This is a genomic window from Stenotrophomonas sp. YJH_SMC_8, assembly GCF_059371315.1.
Genome location: NZ_JCAFUL010000022.1, coordinates 36,502 through 54,210, shown reverse-complemented (window position 1 = coordinate 54,210; position 17,709 = coordinate 36,502). Strand labels below are relative to the sequence as shown.

At 67.1% G+C, this 17,709-nt stretch carries 9 protein-coding genes and 3 tRNA genes; 6 read left to right on the top strand and 6 right to left on the bottom strand.

The genetic code is table 11. The features are described from left to right. The 6 genes from AC5P88_RS19150 to AC5P88_RS19125 form a co-directional block, all read right to left on the bottom strand. Nucleotides 1-231, bottom strand: a 231-nt coding sequence (locus AC5P88_RS19150) for a GTP-binding protein (RefSeq protein WP_495225777.1), incomplete at its 3' end; no start/stop codon positions are given. A 41-nt stretch (nucleotides 232-272) separates the two neighbouring features. Then, a tRNA-Thr gene (locus tag AC5P88_RS19145) sits at nucleotides 273-348 on the bottom strand. Nucleotides 349-397: 49 nt separating this feature from the next. Further along, nucleotides 398-471: transfer RNA gene (locus tag AC5P88_RS19140), tRNA-Gly, on the bottom strand. A gap of 24 nt (nucleotides 472-495) precedes the next feature. After that, a tRNA-Tyr gene (locus AC5P88_RS19135) sits at nucleotides 496-581 on the bottom strand. 137 nt (nucleotides 582-718) lie between these two features. Beyond that, nucleotides 719-1,735 carry an isoaspartyl peptidase/L-asparaginase family protein gene (locus AC5P88_RS19130; RefSeq protein WP_106550865.1) on the bottom strand — a complete coding sequence of 339 codons (1,017 nt, stop codon included), beginning with the start codon at nucleotides 1,733-1,735 and terminating at the stop codon, nucleotides 719-721. A gap of 106 nt (nucleotides 1,736-1,841) precedes the next feature. Next, the gene (locus AC5P88_RS19125) at nucleotides 1,842-2,861 is read right to left on the bottom strand and encodes a cyanophycinase (protein ID WP_495225776.1); all 1,020 of its coding nucleotides are present in this window, start codon (nucleotides 2,859-2,861) and stop codon (nucleotides 1,842-1,844) included. A gap of 170 nt (nucleotides 2,862-3,031) precedes the next feature. On the opposite strand from AC5P88_RS19125, the gene AC5P88_RS19120 reads away from it, so the two are divergent. The 6 genes from AC5P88_RS19120 (at nucleotide 3,032) to AC5P88_RS19095 (ending at nucleotide 17,418) form a co-directional block, all read left to right on the top strand. After that, a complete protein-coding gene (locus AC5P88_RS19120) occupies nucleotides 3,032-5,770 on the top strand; it encodes a TonB-dependent receptor plug domain-containing protein (RefSeq protein WP_495225775.1) in 2,739 nt (912 codons plus the stop codon). A 164-nt stretch (nucleotides 5,771-5,934) separates the two neighbouring features. After that, nucleotides 5,935-8,706, top strand: coding sequence for a response regulator (locus tag AC5P88_RS19115; protein WP_495225774.1), 2,772 nt, complete (start codon nucleotides 5,935-5,937; stop codon nucleotides 8,704-8,706). Continuing rightward, complete coding sequence (locus tag AC5P88_RS19110; RefSeq protein ID WP_106550862.1) at nucleotides 8,703-9,923, top strand: EAL domain-containing response regulator; 1,221 nt, start codon at nucleotides 8,703-8,705, stop codon at nucleotides 9,921-9,923. The genes AC5P88_RS19115 and AC5P88_RS19110 overlap by 4 nt, the downstream gene beginning before the upstream one ends. Before the next feature lie 125 nt (nucleotides 9,924-10,048). Next, complete coding sequence (locus AC5P88_RS19105) at nucleotides 10,049-13,276, top strand: ATP-binding protein (protein ID WP_495225773.1); 3,228 nt, start codon at nucleotides 10,049-10,051, stop codon at nucleotides 13,274-13,276. After that, nucleotides 13,273-13,914 carry a response regulator gene (locus AC5P88_RS19100; protein ID WP_111204503.1) on the top strand — a complete coding sequence of 214 codons (642 nt, stop codon included), beginning with the start codon at nucleotides 13,273-13,275 and terminating at the stop codon, nucleotides 13,912-13,914. Before AC5P88_RS19105 ends, AC5P88_RS19100 begins: the two co-directional genes overlap by 4 nt. Before the next feature lie 264 nt (nucleotides 13,915-14,178). Further along, nucleotides 14,179-17,418, top strand: coding sequence for an autotransporter family protein (locus AC5P88_RS19095; RefSeq protein ID WP_495225772.1), 3,240 nt, complete (start codon nucleotides 14,179-14,181; stop codon nucleotides 17,416-17,418). Nucleotides 17,419-17,709: the final 291 nt, after the last annotated feature.

Below are 17,709 nucleotides of genomic sequence, written 5' to 3'. Positions count from 1 at the left end.
GTAGTGACGGACCGGGGATTCGTATTCGACGTGCGCGGTCGAGATCGTGATGCCACGAGCCTTTTCTTCCGGAGCGGCGTCGATCGAGGAGTAGTCCTTGAACTCGCCACCGAAGCGCTCGGCACCGATCTTGGTCAGTGCGGCGGTCAGCGTGGTCTTGCCGTGGTCGACGTGACCGATGGTGCCGACGTTGACGTGCGGCTTGGTGCGCTCGAACTTACCCTTGGCCATGGCTGCTTATCTCGAATTCGTCTGAGAGGTGATGCTTAAGATGGTGCTCACGAAAGGAATCGAACCTTCGACCTCTTCCTTACCAAGGAAGTGCTCTACCGACTGAGCTACGTGAGCCGAGTTTTGCATTATGACATGAACTCGATAATATTCAAAGTTCATTCAATGGAGCGGGAGACGGGAATCGAACCCGCACCATCAGCTTGGAAGGCTGAGGTTCTACCATTGAACTACTCCCGCGCCGGGAATGTCACAACGTGAAACTGGTGGAGGGAGGTGGATTCGAACCACCGAAGGCGTAAGCCAGCAGATTTACAGTCTGCCCCCGTTGGCCGCTTGGGTATCCCTCCTTACCACCCCATCCCGTTGCCGCCGAAGCGTTGCGGTGTGTGGTGGTGAGCCGCTTATTCTGCTGATGGGACGGGGGCCTGTCAACGCTTTTTTCCATCTTTTTCACACGTTGTCCCAAACCCATTGATACGCAAGGTTATTGCCCGGGGACCGGCAGGGTCTCGCTGGCGAAAATTGCGACATGGGGGACACCGTCGGCGCCGATCCAGCCCCGATACATGCCCTGGGTGTTGAACGGCGTGGCCATTTTTCCGTCTGCTGCGAGCACGATCGCACCACCATCGCCGCCCATCTGCGGGATCGTCTCGTTGATCACGCCCTTGCCGGCCTGCTCCGGGCTCTGCCCCTGGTAACGCATGCGTGCGCAGATCTCGTGCGCGGCAGCAGTACGGATGTAGTACTCGCCCCAGCCGGTGCCAGACACCGCGCAGCGCGCATCAGCCCAGGTACCGGCGCCGATGATCGGCGAATCACCCACACGTCCATAGCGCTTGTTGGTCATGCCACCGGTGGAGGTGCCCGCTGCGAGATGCCCCTGCGCGTCCAATGCGACCGCACCCACGGTACCGAAGTGCTTTGCGGTCTCCAGGTCGGCATGCGCCTGGCCGCTGGCCTCTTCCTTCAGCGCGCGCTGCAGCTGCTGCCAGCGCTTGTCGGTGCGGAAGTACGCCGGATCAACCAGGGTGATGCCCTGCTCCACCGCGAACGCCTCTGCGCCCTGCCCGACCATCATCACGTGCCTGGATTTCTGCATCACGGTCTGCGCCAGCAGGATCGGGTTGCGCACCCGCTGCACGCCGGCCACCGCACCCGCGGCCTGGGTGGCGCCATCCATCACCGCCGCATCCAGCTCGTTGCGGCCGTCGTGGGTGAACACCGCCCCCTTGCCGGCATTGAAGGTGGGATCGTCCTCCAGCACGGTGATCGCCGCGGTGACCGCAGCGAGCGCCGGGCGACCCGCGGCCAGTTCGGCATGCCCCTTCAGCAGCGCCGCCCGCAGCGCGTCACGTGCCGCCTTCTCTTCGGCCGGTGACAGGTCCTTGCGCTCGACGCCGGCGCCGCCATGGATGACCAGCAACGGCGAGGTGGCCGGTGCAGCCTGGGCGAGCAACGGCAGGGACAGCAACGCAGACAGCGCCAGGCGCAGTTTCATCGGGTACGTCTCCAGAAGTAACGAGGGAATGGATTGCAGGGTAGTGCCGGCCGCTGGCCGGCAAGGGGCGCATCAGGGAAGGTAAGTTGCCGGCCAGCGGCCGGCACTACCGAAGCGTGAACTCAATCTCGCCGTCGCTGACGTCGGCCACGGCCTGGTAATCGGCCTCGGCCTGGAAATCGTCCAGGCGCATGCGGCTGCCGCTGGCGACCACCGTCACCGGCACTGCATGGAAGCGCAACGGCTCACCTTCGACCAGGCGGTCCGCATCACGCCCGGGGCTGACCACCCAGACCTTGCCTTCGCCGTCGGCACTGTAGACCTGGGCCTGGCCATCCGGTTCGACGCAGAGAGCGGTGTCCTCGTCGACCCCGATGCCGACGATATCGGGGTCGCCACTGTCCTGTGCGGCGCGCGCCACGAACACGATCAGGCGACCGAGCCGGTCGCGCTTGTCGAAGTGGGTGTCGGTGACTACGCGCTGCAGGTAGGGCATCTGCAGGAAGCCGCTGTCCATGGTCACCGCGCTGCCCATCGGGTCCGCCAGGGCTCCGGCCGAGGTGATGCTGCCACCATCCATCGCACCGTAGGCATAGCCACCGAGGATCGCCAGTCCGGCGCTGGTACCGGCAATCGGCTTGCCTGCACGCACATGTGCGTTGAGCGCGCGGTTGAGCGCGGTCCCCTTCCAGAAACGGATGTAGCGTGACTGGTCACCGCCGGCGATGAAGATGGCATCGGCCGCGGCAACCACGCGCAACACGGCGGGATCGTCCGCACCGCGGCGACTGTCGAAGACCAGGGTCTGCACCGCGGTGGTCCCACCGATCTCGCGATAGAGCCGGTCCTGCAGCTCATCGCTACCGGAAGCACGCAGGATCAGCACGCGGCCGTTGCCGGCCTGCCGGAGCCACCATTGGAAGGCCTCGGGCACCCATTCGCCACCGCCCATCAGCATCATCGCCGGTGCGCGCGGACCGGGCCTCTGCGCCTCCAGGTCACCCACTTCGTAATAGGCAAAGCCAGGCCCCTGCAGATCCTCGGCAAGGGCCGCGAGGGGCCACGCCAGAACCAGCAGTGCCAGCCAGAGGAAGCGTCCGCGCAGGGGGCTGTGGGGGCGTCGCATCTTGATCTCCCTGAACAAAATCGACTTGCAAGCGTTTTCACTCTTTGCCAGATAGAGACCCAGTAGTCAAGGACATGAAAAAGGCGTTAAATGCGCGCGCCCATTCCGGAAATCTGAATGGGGGACATGGCCCCTCCTCCGCGGGCCGGCTTCATTTCCGAGAATTCCTCATGCGTAGAAAGGCGATGGCGTGGTCGATCCAGCTGGCGTTGATGGGCGTGGCTGCTTCCGCGGCGGCCCAGGCTCCGGCTTCCTCTTCGGTTCAACAACTGGACGCGGTGCAGGTCACCGGTTCGCGCATTCCGCGCGCCCAGGTGGAAGGCCCCGCCCCGATCACGGTGATCAGCGCCGAGCAGATCCGCTCCAGCGGCTTCACCACCGTGCCGGACGTGCTGCGCGCGATGACCCAGAACGGCGGTGAGACGCAGAGCCAGCAGTCCTCCAGTGGCGCCGACTTCTCGCCGGGCGCCCAGCAGGTGGACCTGCGCGGCCTGGGCCCGAACCACACACTGGTACTGGTCAACGGCCGCCGCATCGCCGACTTCCCGATGCCGTTCAAGGGCCGCAGCAACTTCACCGACGTCTCCAACATCCCGCTGGGCATGATCGAGCGCATCGAAGTGCTGACCGGCAGCGCCTCGGCCATCTACGGCTCGGACGCGATCGCCGGCGTGGTCAACTTCATCCTGAAGAAGAAGGCCGACGGCACCACCATCGACATGCGCATGGGCACCACCAGCGAAGGCGGTGGCGAGTCGTTCGACATGAGCCTGGCCAGCGGCTTCAGCCGCGGCAACTTCAACGCCGTGTACAGCGTCGAGCTGCAGTCGCAGACCCCGCTGTGGGCCTATGAGCGCGACATCCAGGATTCGACCCAGGACGGCCCCACCGAGGGCTCGCGCATCGCACGCCGCGCCTACCTGCGCACCGACTACGACGACAACTACCTGGACCCGGGTGCCGCCACCTGCGACGCACTGGCCGGGCAGAACCAGGGCAGCACCTACCGCGCCTACCGTCCGAAGTACGGTTACTACTGCGGCAGCGACGCGTCGATCGGCTACGGCACCATCCTCAGCAAGCGCCGCGGAGCCAACGGCTACGCATCGCTGAGCTACGACTTCGACAATGGCCACCAGTGGTTTGCCGACGTGCAGCTGGGCTACCACACGATGTCGCTGATGCGCGATGTCACAAAGTGGGGCCGGATGGATGCCAGTGGCGATGAGTCGGGCTATTTCAACAACCAGGCCACCGGCGAGATCGAGTTCTGGCAGCGCCAGTTCTCGCCCGAGGAGATGGGCGGCCTGCGCAATGCGATGGTACGCAGCACGCAGAAGACCTTCAGCGTGACCACCGGCTTCAAGGGCAACCTGATCGGCAACTGGGACTACGAAGCGGCGCTGAGCCACTCGCAGTACCAGTCGCGGATCAGCTGGGCGCAGATCATCGCCTCCAAGGCCAATGACCTGTTCCTGGGTCCGCAGCTGGGTGTGGATGATGATGGCTTCCCGATCTACAACGCGGACCCGTCGCGGCTGTACCGGCCGCTGACCCGCGCCGAGTACGATTCGATTGCCGCACGCACCACCTATTCGCCGAAGTCGCGCACCGAGACGGCAGCGTTCACCCTGACCAACTCTGCACTGTTCGGCCTGCCGGGCGGTGATGCCGGTTTCGCCGCGACCGTGGAAGTGGGCCAGCAGGCCTACGCGCTGAATCCCGATCCGCTGGCCACCCAGTACTACTACTACAGCTGGAAGGATTCGGACGGCCAGGGCTCGCGCAACCGCTGGGCGACCGCCGCCGAGCTGCGCATGCCGCTGCACGAGACGGTCAACCTGAGCGTGGCCGGCCGTTACGACCAGTACCGCTATTCGGGCCACACCATCGGCAAGGCGACCTGGAGCGGCGGCCTGGAATGGCGCCCGATCGACACCCTGCTGGTACGTGGCTCGTATGGCACGGCGTTCCGCGCACCGGACCTGCACTACGTGTTCGCCGGCCCCGGCAACGACGAGACCACTGCCGAGGACCTGTACAGCTGCCGTGCCGACGGCGCCAGCGACTGCTCCGACTACGAGCGCAACCTGATCCGCAGCCGCACCGGCAACCGCCAGCTCGACCCGGAAACCAGCACCTCGTGGAGCGCTGGCTTCGTCTGGTCGCCGGCGATCGGCCTGGACCTGTCGGTGGACTGGTTCGACATCGACATGCGCAAGCAGGTGCAGGACATGGATGTGCGCACCATCCTGGCCAACGAAGCGAACTGCCGGCTCGGCACTGCCGACATCAGCTCGCCGACCTGCGTGGATGCGCTCGACCGCATCACCCGCACCAGCGATGGCCGCCTGTATGGCGTGCGCGTGGCCCCGATCAACGTCGCCCGCGAGTCCACCTCCGGCATCGACGTCGGCCTGCGCTACCGCCTGCAGACCGGCATCGGCGACTTCATCCTCAATGGCACCCACACCTGGGTGAAGAAGCACGATTTCCAGCGCTACCCCGGCGATCCGACCCTGGACCAGTTCGCGGTCAACAGCGGATTCGACATCCCGCGCACCAAGACCAGCCTGAGCGTGACCTGGGAGAAGGACGCGTGGTCGGCCACGGTCTACGGTTCGCGCCTGGGCAAGCTGCCGACCTCGGACAACTACGACCAGTCGTTCGACTGGGAAAGCGGTGACAGCCCATACGTGAAGGCGACCTACCGCTACAACGCGTCGGTGCAGTACCGCTTCGACGACCATTCGCGCCTGTCGCTGTCGGTGGTCAACGTGTTCAACAAGATGCCGCCGAAGGACGCCACCTACACCGCGTACCCGTACTACGACGTGTCCTGGTTCGACAGCGTCGGCCGCACCATCAACCTGCAGTACACCCACAAGTTCGGCGGCAGCGCACTGTAAGCAGGACGGTCCGCAGCATGCTCCCCAAAGCCCCCGCTCCGGCGGGGGCTTTTTCATGCATTGCTGAACGGAAGCCCCGCACGGCGCCGCTGCGGGCAGCCCGGCAGCGGCTTTTAGGAAACAACTGATTCCGCCACTTCGGCGTGGCTCCCTAGCATCGGTTCATGTTCCGCATTCCCCGCCCATTGCTGCCGCAGTCCGCGCCGCCCAGCACCGCATCGGTGCTGTTGCGCTGCCTGACCGTGTGCGTGTTCATCTGCCTGGCAGCCGCGGCGGGCTTCTACCTGCTGAGCACGTTCAACGAGGACATCTCGACCCATCGCCGGGAAATGAACGCAGCCGCCTACAAGGCACAGATCTACTTCGACCAGCGTGAAGCCCTGCTGCGCTACCTGGGCGACTCGGTGGTGAAGGGCCCACCTGTCACCTCGGCAACCGACGCCGAGGGCATGCGCCGGATTGCGCTGGACATCCCCGATGGCGCAGGCGGCCAGCAACTGCTGCTGTCAGCACGTGCCGAGCACACGCTGCAGGCGCTGCAGACACAACTGGTACTGGTGGATGCAGGTGGCCCGCACAGGCTGGCTGGCACCGAGGTGGACGTGGCGCTGGCACAACTGCCGCCGCTGCACGCACTGCAGGCGCGCAACGGCAGCCTCGACGGCGCCGACCCCGTGTACTGGCTGCGCCCGGGCGACACCGGCGTGGTACTGGCGCAACCGGTGCAGGCCGGGCCGCACCCGGCGCAGTGGCTGTTGCTGCTGCTGGATGGTGCGGCGGCGGCGAGCATGATTGATGGCCAGGGTATTGGTGGCTACGCGCTGCTCGACGACCAGGCGCAACCGGCCTTGTCCAGCCAGACGCCCCGCCTGGACAGGGCGGGCTGGGAAACGTTGCGGCAACGCCAGGACGACAGCTTCGGCACGCTGTGGAGCAGCGGCATACCGCGCGGCGTGGCCCTGGTGAAGAGCGTCGGCAACGATGGCTGGCGGCTGGTCTACCACCTGCCGCCGTCGTTGCTGCTGAGCGACCTGGCGGTGCCACTGCTGGCCTGCAGCACGGCGCTGCTGCTGGCCGGCTTTACGCTGCGCCTGCTGCGGCATCGCGTCGACGGTCAATTGATCCAGCCAGCACTCCAGCAGCACCGCCGGCTGCTTGAGAATCTGGACTTCAGCTCGACGGTGATCGACATGGCCCCGGTCGGGATCTGCGTCCTGCGACGCAGTGACCGCCATCTACTGCTCTGCAACCAGCTGCTGCGCGACTGGCTGGGGCAGGATGGCGAAGACAGCGACTGGCAGGCGCCATGGCGCGGGCATGCCGGCGAACGCGGCCGTGGGCTGGAGTTCACAACCCGCGAAGGCCGGCAACTGCAGGTGTTGCACGCCGCCTGCCGCTATCAGGGCGATGATGTGCTGCTGTGCGTCTTCCACGACATCTCGCGGCATCGCCAGGCACAGGCGGCGCTGTCATCGGCACGACAGGCCGCCGATGCCGCCAACCAGGCCAAGAGCGCGTTCCTGGCCACCATGAGCCATGAAATCCGCACACCGCTGTACGGCGTACTGGGGACGCTTGAACTGCTTGGACACACCGCGCTGGATGCGCGGCAGTCGCAGTACCTGCGCACCATCGAGAGCTCGTCATCGGTGCTGTTGCAGCTGATCAGCGACGTGCTGGATGTTTCCAAGATCGAGTCCGGGCAGCTCAGCCTGGAGCCGAGTTCATTCTCGCCGCGCGAACTGACCGAAAGCGTGCTGCGCAGCTTCGCCGCGTCCGCCACCCGCAAGGGGTTGCATATCCTGGTCTGCACCGACCCGCGCCTGCCGACGCGCGTTCTTGGCGACGCCGACCGGATCCGCCAGGTGCTGGGCAACCTGCTCAGCAACGCGATCAAGTTCACCGAACACGGCCGCGTGGTACTCCGCGTTCGCCAGGTGGAGCGCGAGGCCGAGTCCAGTGTGCTGGCCTGGCAAGTGACCGACACCGGCGTGGGCATCGCTGCCGAAGAGCAGGCGCGCCTGTTCGAGCCCTTCCGCCAGGTACGCGGCGCAGCCAGCGCGCAGGGCACCGGGCTCGGCCTGTCCATCAGCGACCGCCTGGTCCGCCTGATGAGTGGCGAGCTGCAGGTGGTCAGCGAACCCGGGCTGGGCAGCAGTTTCAGTGTGCGCCTGCCGCTGCCGGTGCTGGCCGCTACCGAAGATGGGCCGACCCTGAAGCAGGAGCCGCCGATCCTGGTACGTGGCCGTGACCGCGAACTGGTCGACAGTGCGTGCGGCTGGCTGCAACGTTGGGGTGCCAACGCACAGCCGCTGCACGGTGAGCCTGCCCTGCTCGACCATGACGGCGCGATCCTGATGGACGGTGAAGCGTCGACGCCGCTGCCCTGGAAGGGCCCGCGGGTCGTGGCCTCGATCGACGGCGGCGACCAGCCCATCGTGGCGCCCGATGGCAGCCTGGTAGTCAGCCTGCATGGCATGACCGCAATCGGCAACGCAGTGGCCAACCTCCAGCAACGCGGCGCGGCGCTGCCGGAAGCCGCGGGCGCAGCGCCGCTGATGCCGCTGGGCATGCGCGTGCTGGCCGTTGAGGACAATCCGATCAACCGGGTGATCCTGGCAGAACAGCTGCGCACCCTGGGCTGCGACGTGGAACTGGCCCAGGACGGCATGGAAGCGCTGCAGCTGTGCCGTGAACACAGCTTCGACCTGGTGGTGACCGACATCAACATGCCGCGCATGGATGGCCACGCGTTTGCACGGCAACTACGCGATGACGGCAATCCACTGCCGGTGATCGGCGCCACCGCCAACGCCACCGCCGAGGAACGCGAGCGCTGCCTTGCCAGCGGCATGCGGGGCTATCTGAGCAAGCCCATCGACATCGCCCGCCTGCGCAAGGCAATCACCGCCCTGCGCCAAGGAAACCCCGCATGACCCAGCGCATCCTGATCCTGGAAGACCAGCCGTTCCAGCGCGGCTATCTCGCCAACCTGTTCGGCAGCCGCCGCGGTGTGCAGGTCGACGCCTGCGAGGACGTGGAAGCAGCGATCGCCCTGTGCGCCTGCCAATCCTACGATCTGGTAGTGAGCGACCTGCTGATGCCGGGACAGGACGGCATCCAGTTCATACAGGCGCTTGCCGCCCAACCGCGGCCACCACGCCTGGCCGTGGCCAGCGCGGCATCGCGACGGATGATGACGTCAGCGCGCCTGATGGCCGAATCGCTCGGACTGGAGGTGATCGGCCTGCTGCCCAAGCCGGTGGCCGCGACCGACGTCGAGGCGCTGTTCGACGCGCTGGCGCAGGCGCGACCGTCGGTGGATGCAGCACCAGCACACGCGGCGACGCTGCCGGAACCCGATGCCCAGCAGTTGCGCCAGGCAATGGCCGACGGCGGCCTCACGGCCTGGTTCCAGCCCAAGAAATCGCTGCAGACCGGGCGCGTGGTCGCTGCTGAAGCACTGGTGCGCTGGCGCCATCCGCAGCTGGGAACACTGGCCGCGGGCAGCTTCCTGCCCGCGATGTGCCGCCATGGGCTGGAAGGCGAACTGTTGCGGATGATGCTCAAGGCCAGCATCAAGGCACAGGCGCGTTGGCGCAAGCAGGGCTTCCGCGTGCCGGTATCGATCAACCTGCCGCCGCATCTGCTGGAGCAGTCCGACCTGCCTGACGAGCTGCTGGCGATGACGCTGGCGCTGGGCGGCACGCCGGGTGAACTGTGTTTCGAGCTGATGGAAAACAGCACCACGCGGCACGTCAGCGACTTCTATGCAGGCGCCTGTCGCCTGCGCATGAAGGGTTTCGGCCTCGCCCAGGACGATTTCGGGCAAGGCCTGAGCTCGGTGCACAACCTGGTCAATACGCCCTTCACCGAGGTCAAGATCGATCGTGCGCTGGTCAGTGGCTGTGCCCGCGATCCTGCCCTGCATCTGACCCTGTCGACCATCATCGCGCTGGCCAACCAGCTGGGCCTTACCATCGTGGCCGAAGGCGTGGAAAGCGATGCCGACCTGGCGGCGTTGCGCCAGCTCGGTTGCAGCCAGGTGCAGGGCTTCCTGATTTCGCAAGCGCTGCCATCGGATGAATTCACCCGTCTGCTGGATGACGAATCGCCGCGAATGGACGAGGCCGCATCGGCCGCCCTGCGATGAGCCCGGCTCCACACGGGCTTCACGGATTCATCAAGCACCATTGACGATCCTGTATGGGCGGCGATACCCGGCAATTCCCCGCCGCCGCGAGTTGCCGCTGACTGCCCATTGCTCCGAGACCCGCCATGCCGGCCGAGGCCGCTCCCGTACGTCGACTTGCCCGCCGCTCCCTGCGCGTCCATGCCTTGCTGATCGGCGTGGTCGTGCTGGCCACACTGCAGGCCGGCCTGCTGCTGTCCAGCGGCACGCAGCTGTTGAACGAAGAGCGCAGGAAGATCGAGTACCACTTCCGCCGCCTCGACGGCACGCTGCGCGAACAGGAGCGCTTCCTGCGCCAGTGGCGGCTGCATGATGTCGGCGCACGCGGCCAGCCGGTTCCGGATGCCAGCGTGGAACTGCAGCGTGGCCCGATGTTCGCCAACTTCGCGCTGGTGGAGAACACCGACAACCAAGCGATACCGCCAACCGAACTGGGGGATCGTTTCCTGCGCTTCTACGGCACGTTCTGGTCGGCCTCGCATTTCCCACCACCGCAGTGCCTGCTGGTCGATGGCCAGGGCACGCGCGGCGTGCTGGCGCCGGTGCAGATGACCGGCGCTGACGCCAGCCAGAACAGCCCGCACCACCTGCGCCCGGCGATCAGCGACATCCACCGGGTGCTGGCCACGCAGCCGGCCCTGCAGCGCGGTGGAATCATCTGGGTCGACGTGCCCTGGCGCGACGGCCAGACCCGTCTGCTGGCGATTGCGCATGCGCCACAGGACGCGCGCCTGTGGGGCGAGCCCAGCGATGGCTCGCTGGCCGCCCTGGCGTGCCTGCTCGACCCGGCACGTGTTGATGACTACCGCCAGGTGCTGGGCATTCCCGTGTTCCAGCGCCTGTCGCTGTTCGATGCCAGCGGCCGTCGCCTGCTTGGCGATGCCGCCGATGCCAGCAGCGCCAGCGCCTCCTGGCAGGCCGGCCTGGACGGCCTGCAGTTCCGCATGCGCAGCGACCGGGGGTGGCTGGCGGTCTACCACGTGGGCTGGCGCCAGATCTTCCAGCATCCGCAGGGGCCGTTGCTGGGCGCCACGCTGGTCGCACTGATGCTGGCGCTGGGTGGCACGCTGGTGCTGCGCGCCTACCGCCGATCGGTCATCGAGCCACTGCGCACCAATCACGCGCGCCTGCTCGAAAGCGAAGCCTTCAGCCGCACCATCCTGGACAACGCACCGATCGGGCTGTGCCTGCTGCGGCGCAATGACGGCACGGTGCTGCTGGACAACGCCCTCGCCCGTCGCTGGCTGGGCGAAGACCACCACGCTGGCGGATGGCACGGCCCCTGGCGGCGCAGTGTACTGACGGCCGGAGGCACCACGCTCGGCGACGGCCTTGCCTACACCACGCCGGAGGACCGCCACCTGCTGGTCACCGCCACGCCGGCACGCTACCGCGGCGAACCCGCCGTGTTGTGCCTGTTCATCGATCTCAGCACCCAGCATGAAGCCGAGCAGGTCCTGCAGCAGGCGCGCCGGGCCGCCGACCAGGCCAACCGCGCCAAGAGCCAGTTCCTGGCGACGATGAGCCATGAGATCCGAACCCCACTTTACGGCGTGCTCGGCACGCTTGAACTGCTGGGACTGACGCCACTCGATGCGAAGCAACAGGATTACCTGGCCACCATACAGCGCTCCTCGTCGACCTTGATGCAGCTGATCAGCGACATCCTTGACGTAAGCAAGGCCGAAGCCAGGCAGTTGAGCCTGGAGCCCAGCCCGTTCGATCCGGTACGGCTGACCGAGGATGCAATGGATTCGTATGCCGCTGCGGCAGCCGGCAAGAACCTCCAGTTCTATGCCTGCATCGATGCCGACGTGCCAGAGACGGTGTGTGGCGATGCGGCGCGGATCCGCCAGGTGCTCAACAACCTGATCAGCAATGCGCTGAAGTTCACCGACAGCGGGCGTGTGGTGGTACGGGTATCCACGCGCTTGCAGGACGATTGCTGCTGGATCCAGTGGCAGGTGACGGACACTGGCATCGGCATTGCCAGCGAGCACCAGGCCCATCTGTTCGAGCCGTTCTTCCAGGCCAACCCGGCTACCGACGCCATGCGCGGGACCGGCCTGGGCCTGGCCATCTGCGCCCATCTCGCGGCCCTGATGGATGGTCACCTGCGCGTGGTGAGCGAAAGCGGCCTGGGCAGCAGCTTCAGCGTGGAACTGCCGCTGCCACCGGCTCCGGCCGATCCGCAGCAGTCGCCGCCGCCACGGCTGCCGGCCAACCTGCGGGTGCAGGTGCGGGGCACCGCCCGCGAACTGGTGCAATCGCTGTGCGAACGCCTGCAGCAACGTGGCGCGATCGCCAACGTGTACCGGGAAGACGTCGCAACGAACGCGCCAGCACCCTCGGTCCTGCTCGATGTGGTGCTGGATGGCCCGGTGCCGCCGGCCACGGGCAACCCGCACGTGGCAGCCAGCCGCGACGGCGGCGCACGCCCGCAATTGATCGACGACACCTGGCGGATTGGACTGCACCGGCTCGACGCCATCGTGATGGCGCTGGCAGCAGCCAGTGGCCAGGCATCGGCAACCAGTGCGGAAGGCCGGCTCCCGCCGCCCCGCCGCTTCAACCTGCAGGTGCTGGTGGCCGAAGACAACCCGATCAACCAGGCGATCCTGCGCGACCAGCTGGAACAACTGGGATGCCGCGCCGTGGTCGCCAGCGATGGCAATGAAGCTCTGGGCTACTGGCAGCAGGGGGCATTCGCGCTGGTATTGACCGACCTGAACATGCCCGGGCTGGATGGCTACGGCCTGGCCCGCGAACTGCGGGCACGCGGCGTTGGCGTGCCGATCCACGGTGCCACCGCCAATGCCGACCCGGCCGAGCGCCGGCGCTGTGAGGAGGCCGGCATGCAGGGCCTGCTGGTCAAGCCGATCACTCTGGAAGCGCTGCAGCGCCTGCTGGCCCGGATCACCCGCACGGATTCCGCGAGCGTTGCGCCGGCGGTCGGATCGGCGCCGCTCGTCGCCGCTGGCCACGATGCTCCGTTGCAGGTGCCCCCGAAGATGCAGGCGCTGTTCGTGCAGACCATGCAGGACGATCTCGACAGCCTGCGCCAGGCGATCACCGCTACCGATGCCCTGCGCGTCGCGCAGGTTCTGCATCGCATCCGTGGCGCACTGGTCATTGTTGGCGCCCCCGGCCTGGTGGACAACGGCCTGCAGATCGAACAGCGCATCGCGCAGGGTGACGGACTGGACGCGGTGAACGCCCCGCTGCTCGCGTTCCAGCAGCGCTTGCAACGACTGCTCGAACCCCTGCTTGATACCGGCTCCCCTTCCCTCCCAGACGACCCGCTCCTGCCATGACCACACGGATCCTCATCGCCGACGACCATCCGATCGTCCTTGCCGGCATCCGCGATGTGCTGGCGGGCGAACTGGACCTGGAGGTTGTGGGAGAAGCCGCCGATCCGGCCACGTTGATCGACCTGATGACACAGACCCGGCCACAGGCGGTGATCACCGACTACAGCATGCCCGGGGGCGACCACTTCGGTGATGGCATCAAGCTGATCTCGTTCCTGCACCGCAGCTTCCCGGACACCCGCCTGCTGGTGCTGACCATGGTCTCCAACCCGTCGCTGGTGGCAGCAATGTACGCAGCAGGCGCCGGTGGGGTGGTACTGAAGAGCCATGGCCTGGGCAGCCTGGTGCAGGCCCTGCGCGTGGTGCTGGCCGACCGCGTCTACCGCCCGCCCGGCCTGCTGCCGGTCGCTGCGAGCGAACCGGCCGACGCCGATGCGGTCCGCGCCCGCCTGTCGCCGCGCGAGCTGGAAGTGATCCGCCTGTTCACCGGCGGCATGAGCGTGGGTGACATCGCGCGGCAATTGCAGCGCAGCGCCAAGACGGTCAGCACGCAGAAGATCAGCGCCATGCGCAAACTGGGCGTGGACAGCGACCAGGCCCTGATCGAGTACTGCCTGCAGGCCTCGCTGTTCGCCTGAGCCCCACTGCAGGCTGAACCCTGCCGGCCCCGCAGGAGGGCCTGCACGGGCTTTAGGAAACGCCTGATTCCACAGAACTGTGCCGATTCCTAGGCTGGACGCATCCCGCCATGGTGCGTCTGCCGGCAGTAGCTGCATCGCCATGTGGGAGAACGGAAGCCGATGGCGCCCCTGCTGCCATCACAGCGGGCTTCCGCAGCGACGCGGCCCTGCCGCGCCAGTTCGCGCAGCCGCGCTGCGCCCTGCCACAGGAAGTCCACCAGCATGAACGCCTCCCCCACTCGGCGCCGCCGTGCGTCCGGGCGCGCGCGTCCCGCGCCTGCTCCTCTCCTTCCCAGCCTGCTGGCCACCGCCCTGTGGGCGGCACTGCCGGCCCAGGCCGCCGACCTGACCGGGCCGCTGAAGGTCAGCGATGGCAACAGCCTGCAGCTGGGTGCCGATGATGTACTCACCCACGACGCGGGCAGCTTCGCGCTGGCCGTCACCGGTGCAGGCAGCAATGCTCTGATCGATGGCAGCCGCATCAACGTGACCGGCAATGGCAGTGCCGTGTCTGCCGCAAATGGCGGACAGGTACAGCTGCGCAGCGCTGCGCTGTCCATCTCGCCGGCCACCGGCACTGGCTTCTATGCGTTGTATGCCAATGGTGCCGGCAGTGTGATCGACGCCCGAGATGTCGACATCGATACCACCCGCAATGGCAGCGGATTCGGCAGCGTGCAGGCCTACAACGGCGGCGTGATCCGCTACACCGGCGGCCGCCTTTCGATGACCGGTACCGGCGGGACACTGGCCGGTGCGTCCGGCAAGGGCAGCGAGCTGCATCTGGCCGATCTTCAGATGAGCGGCGACGGTGGTGCCCGGCTGCGCGCCGACAGCGCCGGCCTGCTGACGATCCGCAACAGCCGGATCACCCTCGCCCCCGGCGGCATCCTCGCCGGTGTCGCCGTCGATGGCGCAGGCAGCCGCGCCGAGCTGTACGACACCTTCCTGGACGGCGGCTGGTTCGATATCGGCAGCGGCGGCAGCGTGCTGCTGGAGAACGTGGAAGCGCACTCGGTGGGTGGCAGCATGCGCCTGCTCGGCAGCAGCATCAGCAAGACGTATTCCAGCGCGGAGATCAACGGCGGCAGCTTCTATACCGTGGGCGGCTATGGCGTGAACATCAACAGCTGGGGCCAGCTGACCGCCCGCGACGCCGTGTTCGATGTGCGTGAGGGCTACTCCGGGTTCTGGCTGGCCAGCGATGAGTCGCGCCTGCAGCTGACCAACAGCACCGTTGATACCTGGACCGACACCTATGGCTACGGCGTGGAGATCGCCGGCGGCGTTGCCACCGTGCAGGGTGGCCGGATCACCACGCACGGTGATGCGACCTACGGCGTGCGCGTGACCGGCTCCACCGGCAGCACCGCCAGCCGCATCGAAGCCAACGGCAGCGTGATCGACGTGCGCGGCAACGGCGGCGGCGGCGTGTTCATCGGAGGCTCCACCGCCACCGCGCTGCTCGACAACGTTGCGATCCGCAGCGACGGCGAGAACGTGTTCGGCATCGTGCACATGAACACGGCGCGGCTGACCCAGGCCGACCGCCTGGACATCCGCATGACTGGCAGCAACAGCGGCGGCTACCGCTCCTACCTGACCGCCTTCGGTCCTTACTGGAACCGTGCCACCTTCAACGAAAGCCATATCGAAACCGCCAGCGGCGCCGCGTTCTGGCTGCAGGGCAGCAACCATGCGTTGACCGTCAATGGCAGCGACGTGACCGCGGGCGACGGCAGCGGCCGCCTGCTGCGGGTCAGCGACACGGTGTTCACCGATGGCAGCAGCGTGGCGACCAGCCGCATCGACTTCAGCGCCGACGCCAGCACGCTGCGCGGTGACGTGGTGGTCGACAGCGCAACGGCTGACGTGCATATGGTGCTGCGCAACGGCACCACGTTCAGCGGTGCGCTACGTGATGATTCCGGCTACCAGATCGCCCAGTTGTCGCTGGACGGCAGCAGCCAGTGGAACGTGCGCGCCAGTTCCAGCGTCGGCACGCTCGAGCACACCGGCACCATCGCTTTCGATGCGCCGGCGGCCGGCGATTTCAAGACCGTTACCGTCAGCGGCGACTACGTGGGCAACGGTGGCCAGTGGATCTTCAACCGCGCGCTGGGTGACGACACCTCGCTCGGCGACCAGCTGGTGATCAACGGCAACAGCAGCGGCACTGCCAGCGTGAACGTGCGCAATGCCGGCGGTGCCGGTGCGCTGACCCAGGAGGGCATCCGCCTGATCACCGTGGCTGGCCAGTCGGATGCACAGTTCAGCCTGCAGGGGCGCGCGGTTGCGGGCGCCTACGACTACTTCCTGTTCAAGGGCGGCGTATCGACGCCGGATGATGGCAACTGGTACCTGCGTTCGGAATACGTACCGCCGGTCGATCCGCCGGAACCTCCGGTTGATCCGCCGAAGCCGCCGGAACCGCCGGTTGATCCGCCAGTGCCGCCGGTACCCCCGATCGATCCGCCGTTGCCGCCGGAGCCACCGATCGATCCGCCGCGCCCGCAGGTGGAACGTCCGGAACCGGCCGCCTACGTGGCCAACCGCGGTGCCGCGCTGGGCATCTTCCGGCACAGCCTGCACGACCGCGCCGGTGATCCCGCCGCCGAGGCCGGCGCCAACAGCGATGCCGTGGCCTGGATGCATCTTCGCAGTGGGCAGCCCGACAGCCACGACCGCAACCGCCAGGTACAGGTCGATGGCCAGATCAGCAGCGTGCTGGTCGGCGTCGGCCGCCGCTTCGAAGTGGGTGGCACGGGCGAGCTGCAGGCGGGCGCGATGCTCGGCCACGGCCGCGCGCGCAATGACAGCCGCTCGCAGCTGACCGGCTATACCGCGCGTGGCGTGGTGACCGGCACCAGCGTGGGCGCCTACGCCACCTGGCTGCAGGATGCGCGCATGGAAGGCGGCGCCTATGTGGATGGCTCGCTGCAGTACGGACGCTTCCGCAACAGTGTGCAGGGCGACGGCCTGCAGAAGGAGCGCTATGACGCCCGCAGCTGGAGCGCGTCTGCCGAAGCCGGCTACGTGCTGCCGCTGCGGCACACCGCGCAGCGCGGCATCTACCTGGAACCGCAGCTGCAGGTGGTGCACAGCCGCTATGACAGCGACCGCGTAGTGGAGGCCAACGGCACAGTGGTCGAGGACCGCGGCGGTGGCGAGACAAGCACCCGCCTCGGCCTGCGCCTGTACAGCCGTGGGTTGAGCCCGGCGCAGGGCCAGGTGCACCCGTACGTGGCGGTGAACTGGTGGTCCGGCGGCAATGGCGCGGGGCTGGCGATGGACGGCGAGCAACTGCGCCGCCAGCTGCCGCGTGACATCTACGAGGCCAAGGCCGGCGTGCAGCTGAACCTGTCCGGCGGATGGCGCGGCTGGGGAGAGATCAGCCGGCAGAGCGGCAGCATGGGCTTCCGCGATGTCGGCGCCCAGCTGGGCGTCTCGTACAACTGGTGATGCGGGAAGAACCCGGCAAGGGAGTGCCGGGTTCTTTTTCCACACGGGCCGTGGAAAGCGGTGGGGGTTTGGTGTGGACAAGTGGCGGCGAGCACTGCGCAGCAAGCGTTTCGGAGCGTGGTTATTTTTTGTCCATGCTCTTCGACGGTTTTCCACACCCGTCGTGGAGAGTGGTTGGGATTTGATGTGGACAAGTGGGTGCGAGCATTGCACCGCAGGCGTTTCGAAGCGTGGCCAAAATTTGACCACGCCACATGATTGAAACGTGTAGAGCCGAGCCCATGCTCGGCT